The organism is Halomonas sp. A020, assembly GCF_027943625.1.
GTDB lineage: Bacteria > Pseudomonadota > Gammaproteobacteria > Pseudomonadales > Halomonadaceae > Vreelandella > Vreelandella piezotolerans.
The window spans coordinates 897,266-914,861 of sequence record NZ_AP022850.1; the positions used below are offsets into that span (position 1 = coordinate 897,266).

At 58.0% G+C, this 17,596-nt stretch carries 14 protein-coding genes; 4 read left to right on the plus strand and 10 right to left on the minus strand.

Annotation, left to right across the window (positions count from 1 at the left end; genetic code table 11):
• Positions 1 to 29 precede the first annotated feature (29 nt).
• Positions 30 to 3,413, plus strand: coding sequence for a PilC/PilY family type IV pilus protein (locus FRH_RS04125; protein WP_281997847.1), 3,384 nt, complete (start codon positions 30 to 32; stop codon positions 3,411 to 3,413).
• A gap of 89 nt (positions 3,414 to 3,502) precedes the next feature.
• Here FRH_RS04125 and FRH_RS04130 read toward each other — a convergent pair whose 3' ends face one another.
• The 3 genes from FRH_RS04130 to FRH_RS04140 form a co-directional block, all read right to left on the minus strand.
• Positions 3,503 to 4,945, minus strand: a complete 1,443-nt coding sequence (locus tag FRH_RS04130) for an NAD(P)(+) transhydrogenase (Re/Si-specific) subunit beta (RefSeq protein ID WP_281997848.1) — start codon at positions 4,943 to 4,945, stop codon at positions 3,503 to 3,505.
• Positions 4,946 to 4,961: 16 nt separating this feature from the next.
• Positions 4,962 to 6,533, minus strand: coding sequence for a Re/Si-specific NAD(P)(+) transhydrogenase subunit alpha (locus FRH_RS04135; protein WP_281997849.1), 1,572 nt, complete (start codon positions 6,531 to 6,533; stop codon positions 4,962 to 4,964).
• Positions 6,534 to 6,749: 216 nt separating this feature from the next.
• A complete protein-coding gene (locus FRH_RS04140; protein WP_281997850.1) occupies positions 6,750 to 7,673 on the minus strand; it encodes a LysR family transcriptional regulator in 924 nt (307 codons plus the stop codon).
• Positions 7,674 to 7,824: 151 nt separating this feature from the next.
• Between FRH_RS04140 and speB the strand changes: the two genes are divergently transcribed.
• A complete protein-coding gene (gene speB, locus FRH_RS04145; protein ID WP_139526231.1) occupies positions 7,825 to 8,727 on the plus strand; it encodes an agmatinase in 903 nt (300 codons plus the stop codon).
• Here speB and FRH_RS04150 read toward each other — a convergent pair.
• The 6 genes from FRH_RS04150 to FRH_RS04175 all read right to left on the minus strand — a co-directional run bounded on the left by FRH_RS04150 (position 8,719) and on the right by FRH_RS04175 (position 14,261).
• Positions 8,719 to 8,955, minus strand: a complete 237-nt coding sequence (locus tag FRH_RS04150) for a hypothetical protein (protein ID WP_281997851.1) — start codon at positions 8,953 to 8,955, stop codon at positions 8,719 to 8,721. The two genes, speB and FRH_RS04150, sit on opposite strands and share 9 nt — an antisense overlap.
• Positions 8,956 to 8,998: 43 nt before the next feature.
• A complete protein-coding gene (locus FRH_RS04155) occupies positions 8,999 to 9,580 on the minus strand; it encodes a hypothetical protein (protein WP_281997852.1) in 582 nt (193 codons plus the stop codon).
• 102 nt (positions 9,581 to 9,682) lie between these two features.
• Positions 9,683 to 10,498: a hypothetical protein gene (locus FRH_RS04160; protein ID WP_281997853.1), complete on the minus strand. Its 816-nt coding sequence runs from the start codon at positions 10,496 to 10,498 to the stop codon at positions 9,683 to 9,685.
• A gap of 227 nt (positions 10,499 to 10,725) precedes the next feature.
• Positions 10,726 to 11,583, minus strand: coding sequence for a CsgG/HfaB family protein (locus FRH_RS04165; protein ID WP_281997854.1), 858 nt, complete (start codon positions 11,581 to 11,583; stop codon positions 10,726 to 10,728).
• A 75-nt stretch (positions 11,584 to 11,658) separates the two neighbouring features.
• Positions 11,659 to 12,120: a curli assembly protein CsgF gene (locus FRH_RS04170; protein ID WP_196781567.1), complete on the minus strand. Its 462-nt coding sequence runs from the start codon at positions 12,118 to 12,120 to the stop codon at positions 11,659 to 11,661.
• Positions 12,121 to 12,497: 377 nt separating this feature from the next.
• Positions 12,498 to 14,261, minus strand: a complete 1,764-nt coding sequence (locus FRH_RS04175) for an ABC transporter transmembrane domain-containing protein (protein ID WP_281997855.1) — start codon at positions 14,259 to 14,261, stop codon at positions 12,498 to 12,500.
• 133 nt (positions 14,262 to 14,394) lie between these two features.
• On the opposite strand from FRH_RS04175, the gene FRH_RS04180 reads away from it, so the two are divergent.
• On the plus strand, positions 14,395 to 14,787 hold the full coding sequence (locus FRH_RS04180; protein ID WP_153842928.1) for a DUF4149 domain-containing protein: 393 nt from the start codon (positions 14,395 to 14,397) through the stop codon (positions 14,785 to 14,787).
• On the opposite strand, the gene FRH_RS04185 is transcribed toward FRH_RS04180, so the two are convergent.
• On the minus strand, positions 14,763 to 16,079 hold the full coding sequence (locus FRH_RS04185) for an MFS transporter (protein ID WP_153842927.1): 1,317 nt from the start codon (positions 16,077 to 16,079) through the stop codon (positions 14,763 to 14,765). The genes FRH_RS04180 and FRH_RS04185 overlap by 25 nt on opposite strands.
• A 300-nt stretch (positions 16,080 to 16,379) precedes the next feature.
• Between FRH_RS04185 and FRH_RS04190 the strand changes: the two genes are divergently transcribed.
• Entirely contained in the window at positions 16,380 to 17,549 is a 1,170-nt protein-coding gene (locus FRH_RS04190; RefSeq protein ID WP_281997856.1) for an amidohydrolase, read from the plus strand.
• Positions 17,550 to 17,596 lie beyond the last annotated feature (47 nt).

A 17,596-nucleotide genomic window follows, 5' to 3' on the forward strand; every position in this document is an offset into this window, starting at 1 on the left:
TGACACTTTTTGTATGCACTGTGTTCGTAATGTTGATCGCCACGAGTGCGCCCGTGCTGGGTTTTTCTCCTCCGCCACCACCTGATTACGACCCGGATCAGGAGGTCGATCTAGGAGACGATGATCCTGATCCAACGCCGGAGGAGCCTGATCCTGAGCCCCCCATAGGAGGCGGAGGCGATGAGCTCGTCGATGAAGATTACGACATCCCAAACGACCAAACGGGACTCTCCCCTGCTCCGTTGAACGTGGTCAGCCGTGTGCCACCTAACGTGTTATTGATTCTGGATAACTCAGAGAGTGGACAAGAAGGCCTAGATGGCCGTGTCGCCGTAGGCAACAACGCAGGCGATAGGGAGAACCTAGCCGCCTGCCAACCCAACACGTTCAATGCCTCTCAATGTCCAGCAGGTGCTCGTTCACCCCTCAGTAAATCCAGCATTATGAAGCGCGTGGGACGTGATCTCATTGAGCGCTACCGAGGCGAATTAAATCTTGGGTTGATGGCATACCAGCAGAACCCCGCCTCGCTCACCCGAGACGCGGCTTTTAGCGGCAATACAGTCGTCTGGCGCTTAACAGAACGTGCTTTGGCCGCACGGTACTCCAGCAACGCTAACCCAAGCTGGTACGACCCAAGCTTCGACGGAGCCTGGAACGCTAGCACCAAACGTTACAGAGCACGGCTCCCGAACACCGACATCTACACGTTTTTCAATGTTGGTGTACCTGGCTACATGTTTGAGGAAAACTTCACGTCTGGCTTACCACGCAATGACGTCACTGAGTACTGGCGTCGGATATCCAACCCAACCACCACATCCGATCAGCTTTCAGAACGCTTTCGTGGACTGACCACAGGTTTTTCAAGCTCTCCAGCTATTGGCGATGGTGTCTCTTACAGCAACCCGGTTCGCTCAAATTTTACGCTGCCGCTGGTGGACAGTCTTCGCCAACGGGGCATACCAAACTGGGGGGCGCACACAGCCTCCATACAACTCAACCAATGGGAGTGGCGGACGACATCATCACCGGGACTAGGCTATCTGCATGTTCCCATTGGAGGGCTCAATAACGATGGCACGGTAAACAGTGCCCATTGGAGTGCCATCGAGACAAAACTGGGTGCCCAGCGCCATGAGTGGAACGGTAGCGGTAACCCCATGACGGATCCTTCTTGGCCACTGCTGGCGACAGGTTTGACCCCTATCGAAGGCACGATGTATACCGCCCGCGACTACTTTTTGAACACGAGCAGCAGCGCGTTCGGCCCCAATCAGGGACGCCGTGCGGGTATAGCGATTCCCAACATCAATAACCCCGATGCGCAGCAGTGCTTAGTGAATGCCAATATTTGGCTAACCGATGGTTTGCCGTCGGTAGACCGCTTCGGCAACTCACTAGGCAACAATGTTAGCGGCGCTTTAGCCAGCGCCGAAGCGGCCATTAAACGGCTATACGACGATACCAATGCACAGCTGCCTAACCCGGTAAGAACCTATGTGGTGGGCTTTAACCTACCGCCGGATATCGCCAATTTACCCAACGTCTCCGACGACCCACTCGGCGATCTTGCCCGCGCAGGGGGTACCGATCGCGCGTACTTTGCCAACGATGAAGCCTCGTTGAACCAGGTCATGCAGCAGGTGCTGGGCAATATCATCGCCGCCTCTCAGTCCAATACCTCCGCGGCGGTCAATGGCGACGAATTTGGTCTTGAAGATGGCAACTTGCTCTATACCGCAGGCTTTCGCAGTGACGACTGGTCAGGGCGTTTAGCCGCTTCGGTGATCCAAGCCGATGGTACTCGTAGCGAACGCTGGAATGCTGAAACCGAGCTCGCCGAGCAAGCAGGCAATCGGCGGTTATTGACCTATCGACGGCTGGAGAGCGGTACCCGGAGCGGCGTTATACTAAGTGCCGACAACAGCGGCTTAACCAGTACCGAAGTGCGCTGGCTACAGGGCGAAGACGTGCAGGGGCTGCGGCCACGCCAATCGCTGCTGGGCGATATCATCAACGCCAACCCGGTGTTCTTAAAGGGGACTGATGAGCGTATGCCGCTCCTGCTGGTGGCCGCCAACGACGGCATGCTGCACGGCTTTAACGCGGAGACCGGTCGGGAACTGTTTGGCTTTTTACCCGCTGAGTTGACCCAAGGCGAGGCGCCCGCCATTCGCTCATTGATGCAGCCTGACTATAGCCATCGCTACTTCATGGATGGCACACCTGCTGTGCGGGAAGTGAACATCTCTGGTGGCCCGACTGCCGCGGCCGTCGGCACCATGGGCGCGGGTGGGCGGACGGTGTTTGCAATCGATGTGAGCAACCCCAGCAACATGAGCGCTGCTGACGTGCTTTGGGAGTTTCGCCATCCCGAGTTGGGCACGGGGGTTTCTCAACCCACGATCACGCAACTGACCGACGGCACCTGGGCCGCCATTTTTGGTAACGGCTATAACAGTATGGGCTACCAAGCGTCACTTTTCGTAGTGAACCTTGCTACCGGTGAGTTGATCAAGCAAATAAAGACAGGCGTAGGCAACACGGATACTCCCAACGGATTGGCCACCCCCACCGTCACTGCTTGGCCGAGCTATAACGGCGCACGCTTTGCCTACGCGGGCGACTTGGCAGGCAATATGTGGCGCTTCTCGTTAACCGGCAGTGGCACCGTTAACCAGCTATATCAAGGCAGCGCTAGCCAGCCCATCACATCAGCCCCCGCCGTCACGCTGAGTAGCGGCTCGCCGGATACGCTACTGGTCTCCTTCGGCACCGGCAGCTATTTCCGCAACGGCGACATTGGTGACGCTTCGATACAGCAGCTCATTGGCCTGCGAGACCAAGTGAGTCGCAGCTCGACCATTACTCAAAGCGATCTACTGCTTCAACGCATTACGGGTGAAAACTCACAGAGTGGCTTTAACCGCCGCGCCAGCACCAACTTCGCCCCTGACAGTAGCGACGTGGGATGGCGCTTGGAGCTACCTGCTGGAGAGCGCGTGATCGCCGCCCCGTCGATCTCAACCAGCCTCCCACGGCGGGTGCGCTTCTCGACGCTGCTTCCCGATGAATCCGACCCCTGCGGCGGTGGACGCAGCGGGTTCTTCATGTCGCTACTGGCCGATACCGGCGGAAGTGGCGGTTCGACCGCTTTCGACTTCAACGGTGATGGACGGCCAGACAGCGACGCCACCATCAACGGTGACGCCATCACCGGTTTACAAGCGGGCACCGGCGAGCGCTTGGTGAGCGTGAATGACGGGGAGATCGAACGTCTCTTCGTGGGCAATCCAGAGGATACGAACGCTTCACCGAATGGCGATGGCTCCATCACGATTGGTTTTAGCGATGATCACTTGGGGCGTCGCTCCTGGCGGCAAGTGACCGGCGAAGAGAGCGATACGTAGACGGAAAAAACCGGGGGAGCCATTGGCTCCCCCGGCGAACGACGAGCAACTGCTCACTCGTCGAGTCCTACACATCCGTACTTACAGGCTCAATCCACCAGTGGTAGCAGCGCATTCAGGCTTTCGCGAGCATCACCGTAGAACATCCGGGTGTTCTCCTTGAAGAACAGCGGGTTCTCGATACCCGAGTAGCCGGTGCCTTGACCACGCTTACTGACGAAGACCTGCTTCGCTTCCCACACTTTGAGCACCGGCATGCCCGCGATGGGGCTGTTGGGGTCCTCTTCGGCGGCAGGGTTCACGATGTCGTTGGAGCCGATGACGATGACCACGTCGGTCGTGGCGAAATCGTCGTTGATCTCGTCCATTTCCAGCACGATATCGTAGGGCACCTTGGCTTCCGCCAACAGCACGTTCATATGCCCCGGCAAGCGCCCGGCCACCGGGTGGATACCGAAACGTACGGTCTTACCCGCCGCGCGCAGCTTGCGAACGAGATCGCTGACCGCGGTTTGCGCCTGCGCCACCGCCATGCCGTAGCCCGGTACGATGATGATGCTATCGGCATCGTTCAGTGCGGTAGCGACGCCATTGGCGTCGATGGAGACCTGCTCGCCTTCGATTTCCGCGGCAGGCCCTTGAGAACCCCCAAAACCACCGAGAATCACGCTGACGAAATTGCGGTTCATCGCCTTACACATGATGTAAGAGAGAATCGCCCCGGAGGAGCCCACCAGCGCACCGGTCACGATCAACAGGTCGTTGGAAAGCGTGAAACCAATCGCCGCCGCCGCCCAGCCGGAGTAGCTGTTGAGCATCGAGACCACCACCGGCATATCCGCTCCGCCGATGCCCATGATCAGGTGATACCCAATGAAGAATGCCAGCGCCGCAATCACCAGCAGCGTCCAGAAGCCTGCGCCGTTGAGGTAGAGAATCGCCAGCAGTAGCGACACTACCGCGGCACCCGCATTCAGTAGATGGCCGCCGGGCAGCTGCTTGGGCTTACCGTCCACCTTGCCCGCCAGCTTACCGAAGGCAATCACCGAGCCGGTGAACGTCACCGCGCCAATGAAGATACCCAGCACCACCTCGATTTGCAGGAACATCAGCTCGTCGGGGGCCTTGGTGGCCACCAGCGCCGCAAAGGCAGAGAACTGGTCCAGCGACGCCTCAGCGGCACGGGCCGCCATCACCCGGCGACGCTCCAGGTCCGCGCTCCAGGCCACGAACACCGCCGCCAAGCCTACGAAACTGTGCAGCGCGGCCACGAGCTGGGGCATTTCGGTCATCTCGACCTTGCCCGCTACGTAAGCACCAATGGCTGCGCCAATCAGCATCATCGGAATCAGCCACCAGTAGCCGCCGATACCGGGGCCAAACGCGGTGAAAAACACCGCGACCGCCATACCGACGATGCCGTACCACACGGCGCGCTTGGCCTTTTCCTGATTACTTAGGCCGCCCAGCGACAAAATGAACAGCACGCTGGCCGCAATCGCTGCGGCAGATACGAATCCTTGCTCTAACATATCGTCTCTCCGCCGCTTAGGATTTTTGGAACATGGCCAGCATCCGGCGTGTCACCAGGAAGCCACCCACGATATTGATCGACGCGATCAGTACGGAAATACCCGCCAGCACGCTAACGACCGCGCTGCCGGAGCCAATTTGCAGAATCGCCCCCAAGATGATGATGCCGGATATCGCGTTGGTCACCGCCATCAGCGGCGTATGTAGCGAGTGGCTCACTTTCCAAATCACCTGGAAGCCAATGAAGCAGGCCAGCACGAAGACGATGAAGTGCTGCATGAACGAGGCCGGGGCGACCCAGCCGAGCAGCAGCATCAGCGCACCACCTATCGCCAGCAGGCTCACCTGACGCTTAGTTTGCACTTTGAATTCGGCAAGCTCGGCCGCCTTTTTCTCTTCAGGCGTTGGCTCTTTCTCTTTTTTCTTCGGCTTGGCCGCGCCGATGGCTTTCACCTTCGGCGGCGGCGGTGGGAAAGTAATCTCGCTTTGGTGCGTCACCGTGGCCCCCCGAATCACGTCGTCGTCCATGTCGTGATGGATCACGCCGTCTTTCTCGGGGGTGAGATCGGTGAGCATGTGGCGAATGTTGGTAGCGTAAAGCAGTGAGGCTTGCGTCGCCATGCGCGAGGGGAAGTCGGTGTAGCCGATCACCACCACGCCGTTATCGCTCACTACGCGCTCGTCAGGCTGAGTCAGGTCGCAGTTACCGCCCTTCTCGGCGGCCAAATCGACGATCACCGAACCGGGCTTCATGGCCGCGACCATGTCTTCCAGCCACAGCTTGGGCGCAGGCTTACCGGGAATCAGCGCCGTGGTGATGACGATATCCACGTCCGGGGCCTGCTCGCGGAAGCATTCCAGCTGCTTCTCGCGGAATTCAGGACTCGAAGGTGCCGCGTACCCCCCGCTTTCGGAACCATCTTGGCTATCTTCGAAATCGAGGAACAGGAACTCGGCGCCCATGGACTCGATCTGCTCGGAGACCTCGGGCCGTACGTCGAAGGCGCGCACCACGGCCCCCAGGCTCGCCGCCGTGCCAATCGCCGCCAAGCCCGCCACTCCGGCACCGATCACCAGTACTTTCGCAGGCGGCACCTTGCCCGCCGCCGTCACCTGACCGGTGAAGAATCGGCCAAAGTTATTGCCCGCCTCGATCACCGCGCGGTAGCCCGCAATGTTGGCCATGGACGACAGCGCGTCCATTTTCTGCGCCCGGGAGATACGCGGCACCATGTCCATGGCGATCACGGTGGCCCCCTGGGCTTTGCAGGCTTCCAGCAGCGCTTCGTTTTGCGCGGGCCAGAAAAAGGCGATCAGCGTTTGACCTTCGCGCAGCCGCTTGGCCTCTTCATCAGAGGGTTCGCGAACCTTGATGACCACTTCAGCGTCGCGCCACAGCGCGTCGGCGCTCTCGATCACGGTCACGCCAGCGTCACGATAGGTGTCGTCATTGAATCCCGCGGCTAGGCCAGCACCCGTTTCGATGAGGCACTCATGGCCCAACTTTTGAAGATGCTTTGCGCTCTCAGGGGTCAGCGCGACCCGCGCTTCTCCCCGGGCACTCTCTTTTGGTGCGCCTATTTTCACACGCTTTCTCCCTTGGTTGTCCCGCGTCCAGCGCCCGCCCCTCTCCTAGCCAATCATCGCTAGCATCATGGAGCGCTGCTTTAATTCGTTGCGGCGCAAAAAAACGCGCCAGCTAGCAGTTTAGGATCTAACGCCAAGCCTGCCAGTGGCCATTCAACCTTTGCTTCAACTGAGTTGTATTTCTACAACATATTGATATCGAAACAGCGCCATGAATTAACGACTGGCATTCTTCGCAAACGCCGTGAGCTCCTGGTAAAGCCAGACATTGGCAGGCGCGTTGGCGTAGAGGGTGTGCTGGATCAGCGTCATGGTCAATTCGGGAAGCTCTACCGGCGGCGCCACTATGCGCACGGGCAGCATAGCGACGAAGCGCTCGGCCATTTGGCGCGGCAAGGTGATGATCGCATCGGTCAGCGCGACGACCCGCGCGGCGGCGATGTAGTTGAGGTTCTTCGATATCACGCGGCGATTCAGGCCGTGCTGAGCCAGGCAGTTTTCGATACGGCTGGGCAGCAGGCCGCTGATATCGGCAAGCTCGACGTGGAGCTGGCGAGCAAATGCCTCCAGCGCCAGCGCGTCCCCCACGTGAGGATTGTGCTGGGCCGCCAGACACACCAGCTCTTCGTGCATCCAGGGCGTTTGCACCACGCCATTGGGCAGCGATGACTGGCTGTCCAAACCAACCACCATATCCACCTGGCGCTGCTCTAACGCCTCACTCAGCACCTCCGGCGTAATCAGCTCGATGGAAAAACTGATGCCGGGCGCATAGCCCAGCAGCTGGCTCAAAAATGCCGGGTACATCACCTCTTCGAAGTAGTCGGTGGTCGCCAGGGTAAAGCGCCGGGTGCTGGTGGCGGGCGCGAACGTGGCGGGTGGAGCCAAGCCCGCTTGCAGCGCCGCCAGCGCCTGCTGCACCACCGGCAGCAGCGCCATGGCGCGGGGCGTCGGCTGCAGGCCCTGCTCGGTGCGCACCAGCAGCGGATCGTCGAGCGCTTCTCGCAGTCGTTTGAGCGCATGGCTGAGCGCTGGCTGGCTGAGATGGAGCTTTTCGGCGGCACGGGTGACGTGGCGCTCGCGCATGAGCATCTCGAAGACCAGCAGCAAGTTCAGGTCAAAATGGCGGAGTGATCGCATAGCGCCTAACTATTCATATGATGAATGATTTCATTCTAAACATTCATTTCATTCATCGCGAAAACTTCCTTATCGTCGCGCTTCTTCGAGCCCACCACTTTTCCAGATACACGACGATAGGAGAACCCATTAGGTGACCCCAGCGCAGATCATGCCCAGCCTGTTTGGTGATGTTATCTCCACGTTCATGGGCGTGCCCAAAGCCACCGACCCGAACGCCACCGATGCCGAGGTGGTGGTCAGCGGCGTGCCGTTCGACCTCGCATGCTCCGGCCGTTCCGGCACCCGTATGGGGCCGAACGCGATTCGCCAAAGCACCGCCAACCTGATTTGGGAGGGCAAGCGCTGGCCGTGGAATTTCGCGCTGGAAGATCGCCTGCGGGTATGCGATGCCGGTAACCTGGATTACGCCTACGGTGAACCGGAAAGCCTAGTCGATAACCTGGAAACTCACGCCATGCGTTGGTTGAAAGCGGGCAAGAAAATGCTGACGCTGGGCGGCGACCACTACATCAGCCTGCCGCTGCTGCGCGCTCACGCCCGCGAGCACGGCCCGCTGGCATTGATTCACTTTGATGCCCACACCGACACCTACGAGCAAGGCACGCGCTTCGATCACGGCACCATTTTTCACCATGCCCTCAAAGAAGGCTTGGTCGTGCCGGAGCACTCGCTGCAAATCGGTATTCGTACCAGCTATGACCGGAGCAACCACCCCTACGAAGTGCTGGATGCCGACTGGGTGAACGACCACGGCCCGGCGGCGGTGCTGGAGCGGATTCGTGCGCGAGTGGGTCACCACCCGGCGTATGTCACGCTGGATATCGACGGCCTGGACCCCGCCTTCGCACCGGGCACCGGCACGCCGGTATGCGGCGGCATGTCCACCGATCTGATGCTGAAAGTGATGCGCGGTATGGTGGGGATGGAGCTGGTGGGCATGGATCTCGTGGAAGTGAACCCGGCCTACGACCACGGCGACATTACCTCGCTGGCCGCCGCAACGCTGGGCTTGGAGTTTCTCTATACGCTGGCAGCGTCCAAGTCAGCCTAAGCGCAGGGTCACGTCGATGACCAGCAGCAGCGCGAGCGCCCCGACGGCGGGCCAGGGGCTTTTTAGGACGACGCCAAACAGGGTGAGCGGAATCAACACGGTCAGCGCTGCCAGCACGTGCGGCAGCGCTGCCGCGCCGCTCGTCCACATACTGCCAATGACGATCAATCCCAACAGCCCTAAACAGAGCCCCAGCCACACGCCGCGCTGCCGATTCGGTGATGGCATTGCGTTCGTCTCTTTTCGTTATGTTGGGCGTGAGTATGTGCGCTTAATATGCAGACCATTGCTGGACGATAACGTCGCTCGCATGCTGTACGATTTCAGGAATATGCAGCCCTCCTTCTTGGCTAAGCTGTAGCCTACTCTCTCCCATTTGGATGATGTTGGTTTGGTTTGCGTTACCCGTCTGCTGCAGGTTCGCAGTGTTGCTGTTACCATATTGTTGTATATCCGCTGTATTGAAATTACCAAACTGCCCAACCGCTGTTAGGTTGCCATTACCATGCTGAGTAATCGACATCGCGTTTTCCAAGCCTTGTTGACTTACAAAAGCTTGATTACGCTCCCCTGTTTGGTCAATTAGCATCCAATTCGCATATCCAGACTGTAAAGCTGGGCCATCATCAAGTCCAAGAATCGTATGATGGTCGCCTAGCTGTTGGAACTGTGCACGACTGCTATCACCCTCTTGATAGAGCGATGCCTTCAAGCCAATGCCTGCCTGTATCATCCGGGCATTATGGTTGTCTCCGACCTGTTCGATATATGCCAGATGGGTATCGGCCTGCGCCACGACACTTGCCATAATAAAAAGGAGTGTACTGGCTATCATCTGTGTCTTGGGGCTCATCGGCACTCTCCTCACCCAACAACCTCCGCGCTACGCTACGGGAGGAACATGAGCCCCTCCCGTAGTGGCGAATGCGATATTGCCACCGCCTTTTTGCGTCTTTTAATACTGTACTTGAGTACCCGTGTTGTTATTGCCCGTTTGCATCATCGTCGCGGTATTGCTGGATTGATACTGAGAAATAGAGCCAGTGTTGCCATTGCCCGTTTGTGTGAGCGTCGCCACGTGGTAAGAACCCTCTTGGCCTACAGTGGCTGTATTACCGTCGCCATACTGACTTACGTAAGCCGAGTTATCGAGCCCATACTGCATAACGGTCGAGACGTTGCTATCACCTTGCTGGAACTGCTCTGACACGTTCCCATAGCCCGCCTGGTTAGCCGTTGCCTCGTTCCAGTCGCCCACTTGTTCTTGCGTAGCCGTATTACCATACGTAACTTCAACACTTAACGAGCCAGCGTCACTTACCTGAGTGATGCTGGCCATATTGGTATCACCCGTTTGGGTCTGGCTGGCAGTGTTGAGAGTAGTAAGAGCCCCAGAAAAAAGCCCTTCTGCGCTGGAGTTCTGCTCAATCATCGCATCGTTATCGTTACCCGTTTGCGATTGCGTGGCCGTATTGAAGGAGGTGATTGCACCTGTCAAAAAGCCAGTCGCATCACTATTTTGTTGGATAGACGCATCATTACTATCGCCTACCTGGTCTTGTTCAGCCGTATTATTGAAGGAAGCAGCCGCACCAGAGCCTATCTGTTCAATGTCCGCTACGTTTGCGTTACCGTCTTGCTGTTGATCTGCGGTGTTGAGATTACCTTGCTGCATAATGTCAGCGAGGTTGTCATCTGCAAAAGCCGCACCTGAAACCACGGTGAAGGCTGCTGCGATGCTGGCTGCCATTAGTGACTTGTTAAATTTCATGATACACCTCACCATTGTAGTGTCCCTTGGGACTTGGATTTGGTTACGGCCTATGCCGCAACCAGCCTGGGTGTGACGGGGTACATCCCGCCAAGGTGGTCCGTCACGCCCAATTCTTTAGCTCCAGCGGTTTGTTGACTGCCTGTTGCGAGACCGCCAGAGGTGAGCCGAGCCATCACCTTTACATGGCCATGCTAGCCATAGCGTTATCTGTTGGGCCTTAGAACTTATTGCACCAACTCGCCTTGCCTATCACGATAGGCGGCCAGGGCTGCCGCCCCCTCTGCCGCGTTAGCGAAACTCCATAGCCCCCGCTCAGAGCCTTCCATAATCATGGCATGGACGGCTTGCTCAACCGCCTCACGCAGGGCGACTAAACGTGGTTCGTTACGAGAAAAGCCGGCTTCCAATTCGAGAATTTCATCGGCATCCACGAAGCGAAATACATCGCCTTGAGCTTGTACCGAATAAATGCGTTTTGAGGCCACCACCGTTCTCCATACTTCTCCGGTCTGACTACTAATCGCTCGTAGAAACACAGTGATCACGTCCTCACGGTATCTAGAACTCGCGCCAATACCGAGAAAGCGTGCGCCTGCTCCGCCGGTCAGCGTATTGGTGTCGTAACCGATAATGCCGCCCTCTAAAATGACGCCCGCATAGAGCAGTGGAGATGGCGGAGGGAGCGGGTTACCGTTTGCATCCGCAAAGCTTTGCCGCTGGTCTCGAATAATCTGCCGCTCAGTTAGCACACTGGAAAGCCGGTTACGCTCTAACACCCTAAACCACCTACCCCCGCCTGCGTCCTGGAGAGCGCGAATGAGGACTGCCGCCCCACCTTGGGAAACTGCCTTTGAATAGTGGGGCGCCCCGGCTTCCGTTTCGCGATGCTGCCCGGTCATATCAGGAAAATCATAAACAGCAGCGACAACGGGCTCAGGTGGAAGCGGAAGTGTGGCCAAACTTGGCGTCGTACGAGTCTCAGGAGTGAAGGGCTGCAAACGTTGTGGAGAGGCACACCCAGCAAGTGCAACGGTCAGCGCCAATACCAGCATGAGATTTGGTGTCAGTTGCAATTTCGTCATGTCAACGTCCTGTTCGTACTTGGCTGAATAATCAAGGCCGCCAAGCGGCTCACTGGGCGCTGCTGCTTTTTATCATTACTGCACTTGTAGTGTTGGAACGGTCACTTCTGTCTGGCTGCCATCTGTGGTGTTCTCGATCACAAGATGAACGCCCTCGAGGCCACGACTGAAAGAAATCACCTGCTCACCGAAAACAATGCGGCCCTCTTCAGCAGCGTTCTCACCAAAAATGGCTTCATTAACTTGCTGTGAAAGACTGCTCAGCATGCGACTCTGGAGTTGACGTACGAACTGGTCTGCAGGGCTATTGCTATACCGAGAGGCTGCCGATGAGCCGGTCTCTTTGTGTTTATTCTGTCGTTCGGCCAGGCCAATCAGGTGGGCTGAATTGAACGCATCGCCACCGAAGGAGGGGTTATTAGGGCGATATACATAATCAGAGCTTTTAGCGCTTACTCCCCAAACACTGCTCACAGCACCTAAGAAAATAAGCCAAGCAAGCCGCCTGTTGAACCTTTTTGTACATTTAACGTTCACATAAGCCCCCTATAGTTCGTCGGCTTTTACACTAACCTCTAGTACAACAACATCATGAGATAATCGAAGCAGCATCAATGCTTCAAATAATGATGACGTTATTATTAATAGAGAGGCTTCAAAACAACCATGCAACAAATAACTAAAAAATATCCACCCACTCCCATAACATCTAGAAGCGCTTCTGCATCTTTGTTTTGCTATGTTGATTTTGGTTATTTTGAGGATTTTAACTATAAGGTTAACTTACTATTCTATCCGTGCATTTTAGCCACACGAAAAAAAGACCGAATAACCAGAAAAACAATATGTCAACATTACGCGCCTAGTCACCTAAACGCACAGCCAAGCATTGCATACACACTACCCGTGACTATTTAATTCAGTTGACTAAACTGCAGCGCTGCCAAATGGCGATAAAGGTCGCTGTGCTCCATCAGCGTCGCATGCGTGCCTGATGCCACCAGCCGTCCTTCTTGAAACACGAGGAGTCGATCCGCATGCACCACCGTGGCCAAACGGTGGGCAATCACGATGCTGGTTCGCCCCTGCATCAAACGGTCGAGGGCTTTCTGCACTAGCCGTTCGCTTTCGGCGTCCAGCGCGCTGGTGGCTTCGTCCAGCAGCAGTATCGCGGGATCTTTCAACAATGCACGGGCAATGGCCAGCCGTTGGCGCTGTCCGCCCGAGAGCTGCACCCCACCCGGCCCCAGCGGCGTATCGAATCCTTGCGGCAGCGCCTCGATGAACGCTAACGCGTTGGCATCCTGCGCGGCTTGCCGAAGCTGTGGCTCGGTGGCTTCTGGGCAGCCGTAGCGCAGGTTATCCGCCACCGTGCCACTGAACAGCACCGGTGACTGGGCCACCAGCCCCAACGCGCCGCGCAGCTCACCAAGCGCCAGGGTGCGAATATCGACGCCGTCTAACATGACCTGTCCTTGGTCCGGATCGTAAAAACGCAGCAGCAGCGCCAGCAGCGTGCTTTTTCCCGCTCCGGAAGGCCCCACCACCGCGACCCGCTCGCCGGGATGAATATGCAGATCGATCGCGTCCAAGGCAGGCAGCTCGCGGCCTGGGTACGTGAAGCGAACCTGCACTAGCGTTAGCGCCCCTTGCAGTGGCTGAGCTAACGTTACTGGCTGCGTCGGCGACCTGATGGTGGGGGGCGTATCGAGTAACTCCAGCAAGCGCTCGGCCGCTCCAGCCGCCCGCTGCACATCCCCCGCCACCTCCGCCAATGTCGCGACGGCCCCCGCAGCCAGCACGGCATAAAAGATAAACGCGGACAGCTCTCCCGCGCTCATGCGCCCTTCCAGCACCGCAAGACCGCCTTGCCACAGCATCACGCCTACAGCGCTGAACACCACCAGCATGGCGACCCCGGTTAACCACGCCCGCTGGCGGGTACGCGCCACAGCGCTAGCAAAAGCTCGCTCGACGCGCTGGCCGTAGTAGCGTCGTTCCGACGTTTCGTGGGTGAAGGCTTGTACGGTTTGCAGGCCGCTGAGCACCTCGTCGGCGTAGCGCCCCAATTCCGCCACGTGGTTTTGGCTAGTACGCGATAGCTGCCGCACCCGCCGGCCGTACCAGACGATGGGCAGTAGCGTCACAGGAATACCTACCAGCACCAGCGCCGAGAGCCAGGGCTGAGTCAGCAGCATCAGCACGACCGCACCGATCAGCATGACGCCATTGCGTAGCGCCAAGGAAATCGACGAGCCAAACAGGCTCTGCAGCACGCTCGTATCCGCCGTGAGCCGCGAGGCAATGTCACCGGCGGCACGCCCGTCGTGAGCGCTTTCGAAAAAGCTGGGTTCCAACGTCAGTAGATGCTCGAACACGTGCTGGCGCAGATCTGCCGCTAGGCGCTCACCGATCCAGGTCACTTGGTAATAGCGTAGCGCCGAGGCGGCCGCCAGCAGTGCCACGACACCGAGCATTAGCCCTAGCGTCGTGGCAAGCGCCTGAGCATCGGCCGCCAAAAAGCCTTGGTCGATGACGCGTTTCAGCCCATGCCCCAGCAGCAGCACGCTGCCCGACGCAATGAGTAGCGCACACCCCGCCAGCGCTACGCGCAGCCGGTAAGGGCGCAAAAAGTGCAGCAGCCGAAGAAGCGTGCGTCGATTGGCGGGTGAAGACATAAGCGGTCAAGGTCTCTGTGATCGGCAGCCGTTAGCGTTGTCTGGATAGCGTACGCGCCCGCCATGCTGTACATTAATTATACGAAAAGATAATCAAGCAACAGTGGTGTACTAAATACAGGAGGAAAGAGCCATGCTGAACCTCGTATCGCTTTGGCTAACGGCTATTTTATTTGGCGGAATGAGCCTGTTCTCCTTTGGCTTGGCGGCCTTTTTGCTGTCCGTTTTGCCGAACGACACCGCCAGGGCCACACTTCGACGCGCTTTTCCTCCTTTTTATCTGTTCGTGCTCGTCGTCTCCATGTTAACGGCCCTACTGATGTGGCGTATCGACTATGTGTCGTCGATTCTCATGGCGACCATTGCGCTGTCGGTGATACCTACACGGCAAGCGCTCATGCCTGCCATCAATCGCGCCACTGACTCAGGCCAGCATGCACGCTTCAAGCGACTTCACGGGCTATCGGTGGCCATTGGCCTGGCACACATCGCGCTCAGTGGCTACGTATTGGCGAGGTTCGTTTGAGCGCTGGTATCACCGGGCTCGGTGGTCACGCTCTCCTCGTAAGGCTCGCCATTTTCATCGAGCAGCTGCTGATCGTAAGCGGCTTGAAGCCCCGTGTCCTCCTCGCTGTCTAGTAGCGCGGGCGTCTCTTCGGTCAAGTAATCGATATGGCCAGGATAAAGAGGCGACAAAAGCGCAATGAACACGCCCGCCACGCAAAAGAGCGAAAACGCATTCGCGTAGCCTAGTTGGTCGACCAAAGCCCCTATCACGGGTGATCCAATGGCTTGGCCTAACGCACACGCCATGAACGGCAAAACAGGCCCTAGGGAAAGCCGACCTGGCAAGAGACGAATACCGGTCATCAGGTAAAGCCCTGTCAGACTCATATAGGCCCCGCCGAATATCAGCGCAGAGAACATGGCCAAGCCCAGCTGATTGGGGCTAGCGGCCAGCAGCACCAAGCTCGCTGAGAGCATCATCAGCATCAGCGCTTGGGTAATCGGTGGGTTATTGCGATCGGCTAGATCGCTCACCACGGCGCCTCCCAAACCTGCCACGCCTGCGGCAAACCATAGCCAGCCGGTCAAGTGCCCCGATAAGCCGCCCAACGACACCAGAAGATCTGGTGCAAACAGCCAGTACGGCGCTGCCACGAAGCCCATGGCAAATGCAAAGAGTGCCAGGCGTACCAGGCGAGACCACTGCTGGCGCGAGAGAGGCTCCGGTGGTGCAGCGTCGGCGGGCACCACACGAGAGACCGAAGGAATGAAGAGCCAAGCCGCTAACACGCCCAGGCCTGCAAGAACGGCAAAGGCGGCATACGTCACGCGCCATGCATCCGAAAGAAATACGACGGTCGGCACCGCCACGATGATACCGATACTCGTCCCCGCATTCATGATCGAACTGACGCGCCCATGCATGGTACGACTCACCAAGGCCTGCATGGCTGCCGTTAGCGCAGGCATCATCAAGCCCGTGCACACCCCGCAGATAAATACCCCTACGCCGAGCAGCGAGGCACTACCGGCCTGACTAATCACCGCTAGGCCAGCCACGCCCAGCGTTCCGGAGAGCATGGCTAGATATCGAGCGCCTAACCAGTCGGCCGCCATGGGCGCCATCAGCGTGGCCAGCACAAAGCTCAAAAAGGGCAACGCCCCAATGACGCCGATCATCGCGGGCGTGATCGACAGCTCCGTACTGATGGAGGGCACAAAGAGACCAAAGGCGAAACGTGCCAGCCCGTAACTGATCGCCACCAGCGCAGCACCAAAGAGAGCAAAGCCCATGTTCGATAAGGTTTTCATACACTGCACTCCGCCGCCGCGCTTCGCCTAAAGGTAACGTCCATGGGCATCGTGCAGGCAACACGCGTGATGAGCAATGCATGCCTTCCTTCATTGAATAAAACCATGCTTAGCTCGCTTAATCACACCCAATACTACGTTTTGTTCGAATTCCCATCTCCGACATTCATCAGCGCCTCCCCTGCGAACATCGTTGCTTTGAAAGCAACAAACACATCTCTATTGGCACTCGTTCCTGCCCGCCAAGTCGCTTAGCGTTACCTATGCCCACAACGACACAGACAACGGCAAGGACAGGACATGCATTCATCCCCCTTTTTCACCCAGCCACAAATTGACGACGCGGTGGCCGTGCGCCATCAGCTTCACCAGCATCCAGAGCTCAAATTCGAGGAAACCGACACGGCCAAACGGGTGGCCGAACGGCTGACGTCAATGGGCTATAAGGTCACCGAGGGCATTGCCACCACCGGCGTACTGGCCGAGTTGGACACCGGCCGTAAAGGTCCTGTGATTGCCTTTCGGGCCGATATGGATGCGCTACCGATCAAAGAAGCCAACGGCTTTGCGCACCGCTCCCAACGGGAAGGGCTGATGCACGCCTGCGGCCACGATGGCCACACTGCGACGCTGCTGCTCGCCGCTGAAGCGATCATCGCCCAGCGCGATCAGCTTTGTGGCTACATCAAACTGCTGTTCCAGCCAGGAGAAGAAGGCGGCAACGGTGCCGATAAGATGGTCAAAGCGGGCGTGCTCCAAAACCCGCAAGTAGACGCGATTTTTGGCTACCACAACCGCCCTGGCTTTCCCGAAGGGCAGCTGTTCGTCAAACCCGGCCCCGCTATGGGCGGTAACGACACCTTCAAAATCACCATCGAAGGCGTCTCTGGCCACGCGGCCATGCCGCATTTAGCGGTCGACCCGATCTATGTGGGCGCGTCTCTCGTTCAGCAGCTGCAAGGGCTGGTGGGCCGCCATAAATCACCGTTGGAAGCAGGCGTGATTACCGTCGCGGCGTTTCATGCTGGCGGCGCCGCCAACGTGATTCCAGGCCAAGCAGAGCTGCTGGTCAACATCCGCAGCGACCGGGAAAGCTCCCGCGCTGCATTGGTCGGCAAGCTGGAACAGGTCGTTAACGGGGTGTGTTCCGCCCACGGCGCGCATTTCCAGCTAGAACATCGGCACCAAATTCCTCCTCTCGTGAACGATACCGCTTGGTCGGAACGCGTATTGGCGATTGCCGCCGAGCACGGCGTCAGCGCCGATATTCAGCAGTTGGACTACATGCCCACCATGGGCGCCGAGGATTTTGCGTTCTACCTGCAAGAAGTACCGGGGTGTTTCTTCTTTGTGGGGAACGGCGACAGCGCCTATCTGCACAACGAACGCTACGACTTCAACGATGCCATTCTGCCCGTTGCAGGCGGCATGTTCGTGGCGCTCGCCACCTCACTGCTCAAGCGCGACTAACAGCGCTCGCCGCCACGCACGTGGCCTAACAACGTTCAACAACAAGG

What these genes read in the sequence shown, in the direction of transcription:
- FRH_RS04125 (WP_281997847.1), top strand. Translation starts at nt 30, where the DNA reads ATGTTGATCGCCACGAGTGCGCCCGTGCTGGGTTTTTCTCCTCCGCCA.
- FRH_RS04130 (WP_281997848.1), bottom strand. Translation starts at nt 4,945, where the DNA reads ATGTTAGAGCAAGGATTCGTATCTGCCGCAGCGATTGCGGCCAGCGTG.
- FRH_RS04140 (WP_281997850.1), bottom strand. Translation starts at nt 7,673, where the DNA reads ATGCGATCACTCCGCCATTTTGACCTGAACTTGCTGCTGGTCTTCGAG.
- speB (WP_139526231.1), top strand. Translation starts at nt 7,825, where the DNA reads ATGCCCAGCCTGTTTGGTGATGTTATCTCCACGTTCATGGGCGTGCCC.
- FRH_RS04150 (WP_281997851.1), bottom strand. Translation starts at nt 8,955, where the DNA reads ATGCCATCACCGAATCGGCAGCGCGGCGTGTGGCTGGGGCTCTGTTTA.
- FRH_RS04155 (WP_281997852.1), bottom strand. Translation starts at nt 9,580, where the DNA reads ATGAGCCCCAAGACACAGATGATAGCCAGTACACTCCTTTTTATTATG.
- FRH_RS04160 (WP_281997853.1), bottom strand. Translation starts at nt 10,498, where the DNA reads ATGAAATTTAACAAGTCACTAATGGCAGCCAGCATCGCAGCAGCCTTC.
- FRH_RS04165 (WP_281997854.1), bottom strand. Translation starts at nt 11,583, where the DNA reads ATGACGAAATTGCAACTGACACCAAATCTCATGCTGGTATTGGCGCTG.
- FRH_RS04175 (WP_281997855.1), bottom strand. Translation starts at nt 14,261, where the DNA reads ATGTCTTCACCCGCCAATCGACGCACGCTTCTTCGGCTGCTGCACTTT.
- FRH_RS04180 (WP_153842928.1), top strand. Translation starts at nt 14,395, where the DNA reads ATGCTGAACCTCGTATCGCTTTGGCTAACGGCTATTTTATTTGGCGGA.
- FRH_RS04185 (WP_153842927.1), bottom strand. Translation starts at nt 16,079, where the DNA reads ATGAAAACCTTATCGAACATGGGCTTTGCTCTCTTTGGTGCTGCGCTG.
- FRH_RS04190 (WP_281997856.1), top strand. Translation starts at nt 16,380, where the DNA reads ATGCATTCATCCCCCTTTTTCACCCAGCCACAAATTGACGACGCGGTG.